The following is a 12,752-nucleotide window of genomic DNA, read 5'->3' on the forward strand; positions in this document are numbered from 1 at the left end:
CTCACCGTTCAGCAAGCATAAAAAAACCGCCTCAGGGTGAGGCGGTTTTTCATAACCGGTCAGGCTTACTTCTTGTCGTGCAGCGTTTCGTCTTCGCGGCAGTCACCGGTTTCACAGTGGCCGTACAGGTACAGGCTGTGGTTGGTGAGCTTAATGCCGTGCTGCTTGGCGATATCACGCTGGCGCACTTCGATGGATTCGTCACTGAATTCGATCACTTTGCCGCAGTCCAGGCAAATCAGGTGATCGTGGTGATGCTGTTGGGTCAGTTCGAACACGGACTTGCCGCCTTCGAAATTGTGACGTGTCACAATGCCCGCATCGTCAAACTGGTTCAGTACGCGATAAACCGTTGCCAGGCCGATCTCTTCGCCCATATCAATCAGTTTTTTGTACAAATCTTCCGCACTGACGTGATGGCATTCCGGATTTTGCAGTACTTCCAGGATTTTGAGTCGCGGAAGCGTGACTTTTAAGCCGGCCTTCTTCAATGCGATGTTGTTGTCGGTCATGCGAATTCAGTCCTGTTACTATGCTAATCAAGTTGAGGCGTACTCGCCTGTGGCATCGGTCGGCACAAAGAGTTAATGCGTCTCATTATAGAACCGGTTGTACTAAATGGAAACCGCCGGTTGTTAACAAAGATATAATTGCACTATTGCATGTTTTGCATGCAACGCCTTGATGGGTGGGATAAACCGATAACTCAGTCTACCTTGACGGGGTGGGAAGTTACAAATCTGTAGCTTCTATCGCAGCAATCCCTGCTGCCGATGATGGCCCTGTGCGCACACTATGCACTTTACAGGGCCTTTGTTCAACCTTTCGCCAGTTGCGGCGTTTAGCCGACGATATCGGCCAGGCTCAGCTCTTCGACGATCTGTTTGACCCAGGCGTCGACGCGCTCGTTGGTCAGCTCCGGCTGGCGGTCTTCGTCGATCGCGAGACCAATGAAGTGGTTGTCGTCCGCCAGGCCTTTGGAGGCCTCGAAGTGGTAGCCTTTGGTCGGCCAGTGGCCCACGATGGCCGCGCCGCGCGGTTCAATGATGTCGCGGATGGTGCCCATCGCGTCACAGAAGTATTCCGCGTAGTCTTCCTGGTCGCCGCAGCCGAACAGCGCCACCAGTTTGCCGTTGAAATCGACTTCTTCCAGCGTCGGGAAGAAATCATCCCAGTCACACTGCGCTTCACCGTAGTACCAGGTCGGGATACCCAGCAGCAGGATATCGAACCCTTCCAGGTCTTCTTTGCTGCTTTTAGCGATGTCGTGTACTTCAGAGACGTCGTCGCCAAACTGTTTCTGGAGAATTTTCTGGATCATTTTGGCAATGTTTTCGGTATTGCCAGTGTCGCTGCCAAAGAAAATGCCTACAGTAGCCATATCGCGTATAACCTTTAAATTCAAGTAATTGCATTACTCGATGCCAGCACTGCCGCCGCTGACGCCGATTAAAATGATGCCATGACAAGAGCCTTTCGCAACGGGGCGAGCGCCGACAGGCGCAGTCTCTTGCCGGTAAATGCGTATCATGCCAGAAAGTGGCGCCGGGGTTTTATCGCATTTATGCGATGCCGGAGAATGAAGAAAAGCGTGGTCGATCCGGCGTTGTCCTTAACGCCGCGCCGCGCGTGCGGCCGAAGAGATCAATGTTCCGGCTGTTCTTCCGCCAGTTGCGCCAACAGCATCTGCTCGATGAGTTCGCTGCGGCTAATGTTGCGCTGTTCCGCCAGTTTGTTCAGGGCGTCCACCGCATCCGCGTTGATTTTCAGCTCTACGCGCCGCAATCCACGCACTTTATCGCGCCGTAACTGATTGCGCTTATTGATTCTAAGCTGTTCATCGCGGGAAAGCGGGTTGGTTTTCGGGCGCCCCGGACGGCGTTCATCTGCGAACAGATCCAGCGTCGTGCGATCCGTTTGTTCTTTTGCCATAGGTAGCGGTACTGCAAGGGAGTTTGCATCAAAAAGCGCTCGCACGCTTCCGGAGGCATCGGTTAACACACTTCGGGCCAATAAACCCTAACCCAAATTCACCCCCGAACCGGCGTTCGCGAACGCGCTGGCGCGGCGGCAAAATTATAGCGCGCCATATTACCCCAGCAGATGGAGCGGCGACAATGCCTAACTGCGGGCTAAACGCGCTAAGCCGTTATCTTTAGCGCGTTTTTTCGCCAGATGAGCGTATTTTTCAGGCTTCGTCGAGGAAACGGTGGATGGCGCGCAGCACCGCGTCCGGTTTTTCGGCGTGCACCCAATGGCCGGTGCCGGCGACGACATGGGCGCGGGCCTGCGGGAACTGGCGGGCGATGTCCGCACGATAGCTGTCCTGCACGTACGGCGACAGGCCGCCGCGAATGAACAGCGTCGGATGCGGCCAGGCCGGCACGTCCTGCCAGCCGGTGATGTCTTCGTAGCGTTCGATCAGCACCGGCAGGTTGAAGCGCCATTCGCCATTGTGGAAGGACTTCAGCAGGAACTGGATCACGCCTTCTTCCTGCAGATAGTCGCGCATCAGCTGGGCGGCCGCCTGGCGTTGGGTGATGCCGGCGGCGCTGACGGCCTTCAGCGCGGCGAAGATCTCATCGTGGCGGCGAGTCTGGTAATCCACCGGCGCCACGTCGATGACGATCAGCTTAGCGATGCGCTCCGGCGCGATGGCGGTCAGCGCCATCGCCGCTTTACCGCCCATCGAATGGCCGATGACGATCGCTTTATCCAGCTGCAGTTCGTCGAGCAGCGCCAGCAGATCCTGCGCCATGGCGGGGTAGTTCATGTCGTCGGCGCGCGGGGAGAGGCCGTGGTTGCGCAGATCGACTTTGATCACGCTGTGCTGCTGGTGCAGATCGCGTGCCAGCACGCCCAGGTTGTCCAGATTACCGAACAGCCCGTGGATCAGCAGCACCGGCAGCGCATCTGACTCGGCGGCCAGCAGTTGATAATGTAATTTCATGGCGAAGTTCATACTGAGAGAGATTCAGATTAGGGTATCATGATTGAATCGCACGATGAATCATGCGGAATTTTCGCGGCGCGGGCTTGGCAGTGCCGGCTATAGGTATTAGTCTGCATTTGCCGTCCGGAGGCACATTGTTGTGTTCGCTCCAGCGCTTTTAACCTTATAATCCCATGGCTTGAATGCAGGATCTGGCTTCAGGTTCTAAGTAGAAAAAACAGTATTGGATAAAGATGAAAACTATTGAAGTCGACGAAGAGCTTTACCGTTATATTGCCAGCCACACGCAACACATCGGTGAAAGCGCGTCCGATATTTTACGCCGCATGTTGAAATTCACCGCCGGTCAGCCGGTGCGCGCGTTGCCTGCCGCCAGTGCGTCGCAGTCCGTCGAGCTGGAAAAGGCGGCCCCGGCGCAGCGTCCGCGCGATCGCGTGCGCGCCATGCGCGAACTGCTGCTGTCGGATGAATACGCCGAGCAGAACAAAGCGGTCAACCGTTTCATGCTGGTGCTGTCCACGCTGTACACCCTCGATGCCGCCGGTTTCGCCGCTGCCACCGAGGCGTTGACCGGCCGTACCCGCACCTATTTCGCCGGCGATCAGCAGACCCTGCTGGCCAACGGCACGCACACCAAGCCGAAGCATGTACCGGGCACCCCTTACTGGGTGATCACCAATACCAATACCGGCCGCAAACGCAGCATGATCGAACACATCATGCAGGCCATGCAGTTCCCGGCGGAACTGATCGAGAAAGTTTGCGGTACCGTCTAATTTAGCGAACAGCCCGTCATGATGGCCGTGCGCGACATATTGCCCGGTCACCGACAGGGATGAGGGAGATATGTCGATGGCGAATAATCCACGTGCCGGGCAGCCCGCCCGCCAAAGCGATCTGATCAACGTAGCCCAGCTGACGTCGCAGTACTATGTGCTGCAACCGGAAGCCGGCAATCCCGCACATGCGGTGAAATTTGGCACCTCCGGCCACCGCGGCAGCGCGCAGCGCCACAGCTTCAACGAAGCGCACATCCTCGCCATCGCCCAGGCGATCGCTGAAGTTCGTCATCAGCAGGGCACCACCGGCCCATGCTATGTGGGCAAGGACACCCATGCGCTGTCCGAACCGGCCTTCATTTCCGTGCTGGAAGTGCTGACCGCCAACGGCGTCGATGTGATCGTGCAGGAAAACAACGGCTTCACGCCAACGCCGGCGGTATCGCACGCCATTCTGTGCCACAACCGCCGCGGCGGCGCGCAGGCCGACGGCATCGTCATTACGCCGTCCCATAACCCACCGGAAGACGGCGGCATCAAGTATAACCCGCCGAACGGCGGCCCGGCCGACACCAACCTGACGTCGGTGATCGAAAAGCGCGCCAACGACCTGCTGGCGCAGCAGTTGAAGGGCGTTCAGCGCCAGTCGCTGGACAAGGCCTGGAACAGCGGCCATCTGCACGCCAAAGATCTGGTGCAGCCTTATGTCGAAGGGCTGGTTGAGGTGGTCGACATGCCGGCCATCCAACGCGCCGGTCTGAAGCTGGGCGTGGATCCGCTCGGCGGTTCCGGCATCGCCTATTGGCAACGCGTGGCGGAGCACTACAAGCTGGATCTGACGCTGGTGAACGATTCCATCGATCAGACGTTCCGCTTTATGCACCTGGACCACGACGGCATCATCCGCATGGACTGTTCGTCCGAGTCGGCGATGGCCGGCCTGCTGGCGCTGCGCGACAAATTCGATCTGGCGTTCGCCAACGATCCGGATTACGACCGCCACGGCATCGTCACGCCGAAAGGCCTGATGAACCCGAACCACTATCTGGCGGTGGCCATCAACTACCTGTTCCAGCACCGCCCGCAGTGGGGCGCCGATGTCGCGGTAGGTAAAACGCTGGTGTCCAGCGCGATGATCGACCGCGTGGTGGCCGATCTGGGCCGCAAGCTGGTGGAAGTGCCGGTCGGCTTCAAGTGGTTCGTGGACGGCCTGTTCGACGGCAGCCTGGGCTTCGGCGGCGAAGAGAGCGCCGGGGCCTCGTTCCTGCGCTTCAACGGCCAACCTTGGTCGACCGACAAAGACGGCATTATCATGTGTCTGCTGGCGGCTGAAATCACCGCGGTAACCGGTGAAAATCCACAGCATCACTATGACGATCTGGCCAAGCGCTTCGGTGCGCCAAGCTACAACCGCATCCAGGCGCCGGCGACGGCGGCGCAAAAAGCGGCGCTGTCCAAGCTGTCGCCGGAGATGGTCAAGGCCAATACCCTGGCGGGCGACCCGATCACCGCGCGTCTGACTGCTGCGCCGGGCAACGGCGCTTCGATCGGCGGCCTGAAAGTGATGACCGACAACGGCTGGTTCGCGGCCCGTCCTTCCGGTACCGAAGAGGCATACAAGATCTACTGCGAGAGCTTCCTCGGGGCGGAACACCGCGAGAAAATCGAGCACGAAGCGGTCGAAATCGTCAGCGAAGTGCTGGCTTCCGCCAAATAATCGCTGTTCTCGTCTGATAAAAAGCGCTGTTTTTACAGCGCTTTTTTTATGCCTGTAATTTAGATATATCTTTTTCTCGGCGCAGGCTTGCGCATTTAGATATATCGATCTAGATTAGCGTTATCGACGCTGTTTAGATATATCTAAACAACCTCGTATTGATGTTCACTGTTAAAGCGAGGTATCACACCATGTTTCATCGATTAGGTTTGCACCGGCATCACCACCACCACCATGAATGCGAAGCAGGCGATGGCCGCCATCATCGCGGCGGGCGCCATCACTTCGGCGGCGACGGCGAAGAGCATGGCCGAGGCGGGCGCGGTGGCCGCGGCGGGCGTCATCGCCTGTTCGAACACGGCGATCTGCGCCTGGTACTGCTGGCGCTGGTGGCGCGCAAGCCCAGCCACGGGTACGAATTGATCAAAGCGATCGAAGAAGCCTCTTCCGGCCTGTACGTGCCGAGCCCGGGGGTGATTTACCCCACGCTGACGCTGCTGGAAGAGCAGGATTTTCTCGAACCGCTCACCACCGGCAACGGCCGCAAAAGCTACCGCATCACCACGGCGGGCGAGGGCGAGCTGCAAAAGCATCAACAGGTAGTTGAAGTCATTCTGGCGCGTCTGGCGGGCGCCGGCCGCGAGCATCATCGGCACGGCAACCTGGCGGAAGGCATTTACGACGCCATGAACCGTCTGCGCAGTCTGCTGCGCGGCAACGTGATGCGCGCCGATCTTACGCCGCAGCAGGTGGAGCGCATCAACGCCGCGCTGTTGACCGCCGTGGCGGCGATCGAAAGCGAAATGCAAATTCAACCCACGCAGCAGGAGAAGAACTGATGCCCGGCCACCGTTTTAACATTACCGTTGAAGCCCTGAGCGATCGCCAGGGCAACCCCGTCGAGAAAACACCGCTGAGTTTTGAGGTGACTAACCACGACGATATTCTCGAGATCGTCGAGCGCATCCGGGCGCGTGACGATCTGAACTTCGGCCCTGAACAGAGCGCGGCCTTCGCGGTAGGGTTGAAACTGTTCTCCGAAGTGATGATTGAAAACCGCAAACATCCGGTGTTCGCTCCGCTGCGCGAGGCGTTTAAAGAATTTATGGTTGGCTTGAAGAAGGGCCCGGCGGCGTAAAGGCGCGGCAAACCGCGCCCGTCGGGGTTAAGGCATGAAACGATAGCCGACGCCGGTTTCGGTCAGCAGATGTTTGGGCCGGGCCGGATCGGCTTCCAGCTTCTGCCGCAGATGGCCCATGTAGATGCGCAGGTAGTGGCTGTGTTCCACGTAGTTCGGCCCCCAGACATGGCTCAACAGCTGGCGTTGGGTAATCACCTTGCCGGCGTTGGCCAGCAGTTCCGCCAACAGGCGAAACTCTATCGGCGTCAGGTGCAGATCTTCGTCGTTGCGTAGCACCCGGCGGTTGACCAGATCGACGGTGATTTCCGAAAAGCTCACCAGCGGGCTTTCCTGCTGGCTGGCGGAGTGGCGGCGCAGCGCGACCCGCACCCGCGCCAACAGTTCGCCGATGCCGAACGGTTTGCTGAGATAGTCGTCGGCGCCGGCGTCCAGCGCGGCGATTTTGTCCTCTTCGGCGTTGCGCGCCGACAGCACGATCACCGGAATGGCGCTCCACTGCCGCAGATCGCGGATGTAGCTCAGCCCGTCGCCATCCGGTAAGCCCAAATCAAGGATGATCAGATCCGGTTTGCGCGTACCGGCCTCAATCAGCCCGCGTTGCAGGGTTTCACTTTCAAACACCCGCAGGCCTTCGCTCTCCAGCGCGGTGCGCACGAAGCGGCGGATCTCTTTTTCATCTTCAACAATCAGAATGTTGGTTGGCGTTATGCTCACGTTTCCCCTGCGTTGATTACAGATCGAAGGCATCGCCGTCGATCTCGGGCGGTTTTTCCAGCGGCAGCACGAAGCGGAAGCTGGCGCCGCCGTTGGCGCCGTTTTCCGCCCAGATGCGGCCATCATGTACTTCAATAATGGCACGGCAAATGGCTAACCCCAAGCCGACGCCGGGGATCGCCGACTCTTTATTGCCGCGTGAAAACTTGTCGAAAATCAGCTGCAGCTGATCGGCGGGGATGCCGGGGCCGTTATCCCAGACCTCGACTTCCAGCCACTCGGGCAGCGTGCGGGCGCGAATGCCGATGGTGGCCTCGGCGCCGGCGTATTTATTGGCGTTTTCCAACAGGTTGGTGAACACCCGTTCCAGCAGGCTGCCGTCGCAGTTGACCAGGATCTGTTCCGGCGGCAGCTCGACCACGATCGGATGCTGGCTGAGCAGCGGCTCCAGCATGTGCAGCGAGGCGCCGACGATCTCTTCCAGCGACTGCCACTCTTTACGCAGGCTGAAACCGCCGGATTGGATGCGCGCCATATCCAGCAGGTTGTTCACCAGCCGGGTGGTACTCAGCACCTGCTGGCGGATCTGACTGGCCTGGGTGGCGTGATTGGAACCTTCGGCCGCCAGGTCCAGCGTGAGAATTTCCGCCTGGCCGAACAGCACGGTCAGCGGCGTGCGCAGATCGTGCGACAGCGCCGCCAGCAGCGAGTTGCGCAGCTGTTCGCGTTCGGCGTCCAGCTTGGCTTCTTCGGCGCTGCGCGCCAGGTGCAGCCGCTCCAGCGCGCTGGCGATCAGCACCGCGAAAGTCTGCAGCAGCCGCTGCTGTTCCGGCACCATCAGCTGGCGCAGGTTGTTGGGCTCGATCGCCAGCAGGCCGAAGGTCTGCTTGGGGGTATTGAGCGGCAGCAGCTGATAAGGCACGCCGGGCAGGGTGTCGGTGCCGGCGCCGGCCGGCAACCCCTTGTCGAAGCTCCAGCGCGCGATGGCCTCGTCTACCGACAGCAGGCCGCCTTCTTCGCCGACCATTTGCTGCAGCCGGCCGTCCTCCTGCGGCAGCAGCAGTACGGTTTTCGCCTGGAAGCTGCTGGAGAGGAAGTGGCGGCTGGTATTGGCGATGTCGGCCACGGTCAGCGCGCGGCTCAGCCCGCGCGACATTTCGTACAGGTGGCGCGCCCGCTGCTCGCGGTAGCGCGCTACCCGGGCTTGATAACGCACCCCGGCGGTCAGGTTGCCGATGATGATGCCGACGGCGAGCATCACGCCGAAGGTCAATAGGTATTGCATATCGCTAACGGCGAACGACCATTCGGGCTGGACGAAGAACAGATCGAAACTGGCGACGTTGATCACCGCCGCCAGCACCGATGGCCAACGGCCGAAGAACAGCGCGACGATCGCCACGCCGAGCAAATAGACCATCACCAGGTTGGCCTGATCGAAGCCCGGCAGCAGCCACTGGGAGAGCAGGGTAATCAGCGCGCACAGCGCCACGGCGACCGCGCAACCGCGCAGCTGCATGCGCCATTTCTCGTTGAAGCCGCGGCCGTCGTGCTCTTTGCCCGGCGGCGGCTGCGCGTTGTCGCTTTCCAGCGCGACGATCACCAGATCGAGATCCGGGCCCAGCCGGCCGAGGCGATCGGCGAAGCTGCCGCGCAGCTTCCAGCGCTGCTCGCTGCGGCGGCCGATGATGATTTTGCCGAGGTTATGCTCGCGGGCGTAGCGCAGCACTGCCCGCTCTTCGGACGGATCGGCCAGGGTGGCGGTTTCAGCGCCCAGCTCCTGCGCCAACCGCAGCGCGCGCAGAATGGCGCGGCGCTGGTTTTCCGGCAGCCGGTGCAGCTTGGGGGTTTCCACATAGACTGCATGCCAGTGGCAGCCTAGCCGCGCAGCCAGCCGGGCGGCGATGCGTACCAGCTTTTCGTTGCCGCTGTTGTGGCCGACGCACAGCAGAATGCTGTCGCGGGTGTGCCACACTTTCTCGCGCCCTTGCGTATCGCGAAACTCGCGCATCTGGTCATCGACCCGATCGGCGGTGCGACGCAGTGCCAGCTCGCGCAGGGCGATCAGGTTGCCTTTACGGAAGAAATGCTCGATGGCGCGCTCGGCCTGGCCGGGAATGTACACTTTGCCTTCGTGCAGCCGCCGGCGCAGATCGTCCGGCGGCAGATCGACCAGCACCACTTCGCTGGCCTCGTCAAACACGTGGTCAGGCACCGTTTCGCGCACCCGCACGCCGGTCACGCCGCCCACCACGTCGTTAAGGCTTTCCAGATGTTGTACGTTGACGGTCGTCAGCACGTCGATGCCGGCGTCCAGCAGTTCTTCCACATCCTGCCAGCGTTTGGGGTGACGCCAGCCGTGGGCGTTGCTGTGCGCCAGTTCGTCCATCAGGACCAGCGCCGGGTGGCGCGCCAGCGCGGCGTCGAGATCGAATTCATGCACCAGTCGGCCGCGATGCTGAATGCGTTTTTGCGGCAACAGCGCCAGGCCGTCGAGCAGGGCGGCGGTCTCGCTGCGGCCGTGGGTTTCCACCACGCCGACCAGCACGTCCAGCCCCTGAGCGCGTAAGCGCTGGGCCTCCTGCAGCATGGCGTAGGTTTTACCCACGCCGGCGCAGGCGCCGAAGAATACCTTCAACCGTCCGCGCGGTTTTTCATTGGCCAGCGCCAGCAGGCTGTCGGGATCGGGACGCTGCTGTTCTTCTTCGACCATGACAATTCCTTGTGTTACCAAGCAAAAAGGGGTTCGGCACGCCGAACCCTATCACTATGCTGAATCCGACGCGTTACTTCAACGCATCCAGCGCCAGGTTCAGCTTCAGTACGTTGACCACCGATTCTCCCATGAAGTTGGGCGTGGCCCGATCGACGTTGTCGTCGATCAGTTTGGCGACCTGCTCCGGCGGCAGATGGCGCGCCGCCGCGACCCGCGCCAGCTGATACTGTGCGGCGGCGATCGAAATCTGCGGATCCAACCCGCTGCCGGAGGCGGTCAGCAGATCCACCGGGATCGGGCCGCTCATCGCCGGATTGGCCTGGCGCAGCTGCGCCGCGCGTTCGGCGATAGCCTTATCCAGCGCCGGGTTGGTGGCCGCCAGGTTGCTGCCGGCAGAGGCCAGTGGATTATAGGCCGAATCACCGGTGGCCGAAGGACGGCCCCAGAAATAGTCGGCGCGCGTGAAGTTCTGGCCGATCAGCGCGGAGCCGACCGCCTTGTCATCCCGGTACAGCAGCGAACCGTTGGCCGCGCCCGGAAACAGCAGCTGCGACAGCCCGGTGGTCAGCAGCGGATAGGCGATGCCGGTGATCAGCGTCAGCAGGATCAGCATCACCAGCGCAGGTCGTAAATAAGTCATGTTCATTTCCCTCAATGGTTAACCGGCGACGTGCAGCGCGACCAGGATCAGGTCGATCAGTTTGATGCCGATGAACGGCACCAACAGACCGCCGACCCCATACAACCACAGGTTGCGGCGCAGCAGGGCCGCGGCGCTCATCGGTTTGTAGCTCACCCCTTTCAGCGCCAGGGGGATCAGGAACACGATCACCAGAGCGTTGAAGATCACCGCCGACATGATGGCGGAGGCCGGGGAGTGCAGGTGCATCACGTTCAGCGCGTTCAGCTGCGGATAGGTGGCCGCGAACGCCGCCGGAATGATGGCGAAGTATTTGGCCACGTCGTTGGCGATGCTGAAGGTGGTCAGCGAGCCGCGCGTCATCAGCATTTGCTTGCCGATGTGTACCACTTCGATCAGCTTGGTCGGGTTGGAATCCAGATCGACCATGTTGCCCGCCTCTTTGGCGGCCTGGGTGCCGGAGTTCATCGCCACCGCCACATCGGCCTGCGCCAGCGCCGGGGCGTCGTTGGTGCCGTCGCCGGTCATCGCCACCAGGCGGCCCTCCGCCTGATACTGGCGGATCAGCGCCAGCTTGGCTTCCGGCGTGGCTTCCGACAGGAAGTCATCCACCCCGGCTTCGGCGGCGATCGCCGCTGCGGTCAGCGGGTTATCGCCGGTGATCATCACCGTTTTGATGCCCATCTTGCGCAGCTCATTGAAGCGCTCCTTGATGCCGCCCTTGACGATATCCTTCAACGCCACCACGCCCAGCACCCGTGCGCCTTCCGCCACCACCAGCGGCGTGCCGCCGGTGCGGGCCACGCTTTCCACCAGATCGTCCACCGCCCGCGGGAAGTGCCCCTGATTGGATTCGACGTGGCGGCGAATGGCGTCCACTGCGCCTTTACGGATCATACGCTCCTGCACGTTGACGCCGCTCATGCGGGTCTGGGCGGAGAAGGGCACGAAGGTGGCATTCAGCGCCTGCAGATCGCGTTCGCGCAGGTTAAAACGCTGTTTGGCCAGCACCACGATGCTGCGGCCTTCCGGCGTTTCGTCCGCCAGCGAGGCCAGTTGCGCGGCGTCCGCCAGTTCCTGTTCTTTCACGCCCGGCGCCGGCAAAAACTCCGAGGCCTGACGGTTGCCCAGCGTGATGGTGCCGGTTTTATCCAGCAGCAGCACGTCCACGTCGCCGGCGGCTTCCACCGCGCGCCCGCTGGTGGCGATCACGTTGGCGCCGAGCATGCGGCTCATCCCGGCCACGCCAATGGCGGACAGCAGGCCGCCGATGGTGGTGGGGATCAGGCAGACCAGCAGCGCGACCAGCACGGTGATGGTGACCACGCTGCCGCTGCCGGCCGCTTCGACGCTGTACTGCGAGAACGGGAACAGGGTGGCGGTGGCCAGCACGAACACGATGGTCAACGCCACCAGCAGAATGGTCAGCGCGATCTCGTTCGGCGTTTTGCGGCGCTTGGCGCCCTCCACCATGGCGATCATGCGATCGAGGAACGTTTCCCCCGGATTGACGCTGCACTGCACCACCAGCCAGTCGGACAGCACGCGGGTGCCGCCGGTGACCGAGGAGAAGTCGCCGCCGGACTCGCGGATCACCGGCGCGGATTCGCCGGTGATGGCGCTTTCATCCACCGAAGCGCCGCCTTCCAACACCTCGCCGTCGCATGGGATGGTGTCACCGGCTTCCACCAGCACGATATCGCCTTTGCGCAGGCTCTCGGCGGCCACTTTCTCCGTGGCGCCGTCGCGGCGCGGGCCGGCCAGCTTTTTCGCCCAGCTGGTTTTCTTGGTGCCCTTCAGGCTTTCCGCCTGGGCCTTGCTGCGGCCTTCGGCCAGCGCTTCGGCGAAGTTGGCGAACAGCACGGTGAACCACAGCCACAGGGAGACGCTGCCGGTAAAGGCGGCGGCGCCGTCGGTCTGGCCGGTGAGGATCGCCAGCCAGATGGCGGTGGTCAGAATGCTGCCGATATACACCACGAACATCACCGGATTGTGCCATTGAACGCGAGGGTCCAGTTTTTTCAGCGCATCGATCAGCGCGGTGCGCACCAGAGCCGGTTCAAACAGCGCGCGTTGTTTGCGAGTCATCTCT

Annotated in this window: 12 protein-coding genes; 4 read left to right on the plus strand and 8 right to left on the minus strand. The window is 61.3% G+C overall.

Going from position 1 to position 12,752, the window contains the following annotated elements; translation table 11 throughout:
• Positions 1 to 65: 65 nt before the first annotated feature.
• The 4 genes from fur to ybfF form a co-directional block, all read right to left on the minus strand.
• Complete coding sequence (gene fur / locus AAIE04_RS01725; RefSeq protein WP_019454058.1) at positions 66 to 512, minus strand: ferric iron uptake transcriptional regulator; 447 nt, start codon at positions 510 to 512, stop codon at positions 66 to 68.
• 329 nt (positions 513 to 841) lie between these two features.
• Positions 842 to 1,381 carry a flavodoxin FldA gene (fldA, locus tag AAIE04_RS01730; RefSeq protein ID WP_004939938.1) on the minus strand — a complete coding sequence of 180 codons (540 nt, stop codon included), beginning with the start codon at positions 1,379 to 1,381 and terminating at the stop codon, positions 842 to 844.
• Between the two features lie 263 nt (positions 1,382 to 1,644).
• Positions 1,645 to 1,932: a LexA regulated protein gene (ybfE, locus tag AAIE04_RS01735; RefSeq protein WP_004939936.1), complete on the minus strand. Its 288-nt coding sequence runs from the start codon at positions 1,930 to 1,932 to the stop codon at positions 1,645 to 1,647.
• Positions 1,933 to 2,188: 256 nt separating this feature from the next.
• Positions 2,189 to 2,962, minus strand: coding sequence for an esterase (ybfF, locus tag AAIE04_RS01740; RefSeq protein WP_019454057.1), 774 nt, complete (start codon positions 2,960 to 2,962; stop codon positions 2,189 to 2,191).
• Positions 2,963 to 3,186: 224 nt separating this feature from the next.
• On the opposite strand from ybfF, the gene seqA reads away from it, so the two are divergent.
• The 4 genes from seqA to AAIE04_RS01760 all read left to right on the plus strand — a co-directional run bounded on the left by seqA (position 3,187) and on the right by AAIE04_RS01760 (position 6,587).
• Positions 3,187 to 3,729, plus strand: coding sequence for a replication initiation negative regulator SeqA (gene seqA, locus AAIE04_RS01745; protein ID WP_019454056.1), 543 nt, complete (start codon positions 3,187 to 3,189; stop codon positions 3,727 to 3,729).
• Positions 3,730 to 3,805: 76 nt separating this feature from the next.
• Positions 3,806 to 5,449, plus strand: a complete 1,644-nt coding sequence (pgm, locus tag AAIE04_RS01750; RefSeq protein ID WP_063919580.1) for a phosphoglucomutase (alpha-D-glucose-1,6-bisphosphate-dependent) — start codon at positions 3,806 to 3,808, stop codon at positions 5,447 to 5,449.
• A gap of 191 nt (positions 5,450 to 5,640) precedes the next feature.
• Entirely contained in the window at positions 5,641 to 6,288 is a 648-nt protein-coding gene (locus AAIE04_RS01755) for a PadR family transcriptional regulator (RefSeq protein ID WP_063918898.1), read from the plus strand.
• Positions 6,288 to 6,587, plus strand: a complete 300-nt coding sequence (locus AAIE04_RS01760; RefSeq protein ID WP_019454052.1) for a DUF3861 domain-containing protein — start codon at positions 6,288 to 6,290, stop codon at positions 6,585 to 6,587. The genes AAIE04_RS01755 and AAIE04_RS01760 overlap by 1 nt, the downstream gene beginning before the upstream one ends.
• Positions 6,588 to 6,614: 27 nt before the next feature.
• Here the strand turns inward: AAIE04_RS01760 and kdpE are convergent, their stop codons facing one another.
• The 4 genes from kdpE to kdpB form a co-directional block, all read right to left on the minus strand.
• On the minus strand, positions 6,615 to 7,304 hold the full coding sequence (kdpE, locus tag AAIE04_RS01765; RefSeq protein ID WP_019454051.1) for a two-component system response regulator KdpE: 690 nt from the start codon (positions 7,302 to 7,304) through the stop codon (positions 6,615 to 6,617).
• A 16-nt stretch (positions 7,305 to 7,320) separates the two neighbouring features.
• The gene (gene kdpD, locus AAIE04_RS01770; RefSeq protein WP_498576376.1) at positions 7,321 to 10,017 is read right to left on the minus strand and encodes a two-component system sensor histidine kinase KdpD; all 2,697 of its coding nucleotides are present in this window, start codon (positions 10,015 to 10,017) and stop codon (positions 7,321 to 7,323) included.
• 73 nt (positions 10,018 to 10,090) lie between these two features.
• Positions 10,091 to 10,660, minus strand: a complete 570-nt coding sequence (gene kdpC / locus AAIE04_RS01775) for a potassium-transporting ATPase subunit KdpC (protein ID WP_197667250.1) — start codon at positions 10,658 to 10,660, stop codon at positions 10,091 to 10,093.
• 18 nt (positions 10,661 to 10,678) lie between these two features.
• Positions 10,679 to 12,748: a potassium-transporting ATPase subunit KdpB gene (kdpB, locus tag AAIE04_RS01780; RefSeq protein ID WP_498576377.1), complete on the minus strand. Its 2,070-nt coding sequence runs from the start codon at positions 12,746 to 12,748 to the stop codon at positions 10,679 to 10,681.
• Positions 12,749 to 12,752: the final 4 nt, after the last annotated feature.

The sequence above is a fragment of the Serratia sp. Ae19-1 genome, assembly GCF_059801225.1.

Excerpts from the sequence above, each read along its gene's own strand:
- ybfF (WP_019454057.1), bottom strand. The coding sequence starts at position 2,962 with ATGAACTTCGCCATGAAATTACATTATCAACTGCTGGCCGCCGAGTCA.
- kdpD (WP_498576376.1), bottom strand. The coding sequence starts at position 10,017 with ATGGTCGAAGAAGAACAGCAGCGTCCCGATCCCGACAGCCTGCTGGCG.
- seqA (WP_019454056.1), top strand. The coding sequence starts at position 3,187 with ATGAAAACTATTGAAGTCGACGAAGAGCTTTACCGTTATATTGCCAGC.
- ybfE (WP_004939936.1), bottom strand. The coding sequence starts at position 1,932 with ATGGCAAAAGAACAAACGGATCGCACGACGCTGGATCTGTTCGCAGAT.
- kdpB (WP_498576377.1), bottom strand. The coding sequence starts at position 12,748 with ATGACTCGCAAACAACGCGCGCTGTTTGAACCGGCTCTGGTGCGCACC.
- AAIE04_RS01760 (WP_019454052.1), top strand. The coding sequence starts at position 6,288 with ATGCCCGGCCACCGTTTTAACATTACCGTTGAAGCCCTGAGCGATCGC.
- kdpC (WP_197667250.1), bottom strand. The coding sequence starts at position 10,660 with ATGACTTATTTACGACCTGCGCTGGTGATGCTGATCCTGCTGACGCTG.
- AAIE04_RS01755 (WP_063918898.1), top strand. The coding sequence starts at position 5,641 with ATGTTTCATCGATTAGGTTTGCACCGGCATCACCACCACCACCATGAA.
- fur (WP_019454058.1), bottom strand. The coding sequence starts at position 512 with ATGACCGACAACAACATCGCATTGAAGAAGGCCGGCTTAAAAGTCACG.
- pgm (WP_063919580.1), top strand. The coding sequence starts at position 3,806 with ATGGCGAATAATCCACGTGCCGGGCAGCCCGCCCGCCAAAGCGATCTG.
- fldA (WP_004939938.1), bottom strand. The coding sequence starts at position 1,381 with ATGGCTACTGTAGGCATTTTCTTTGGCAGCGACACTGGCAATACCGAA.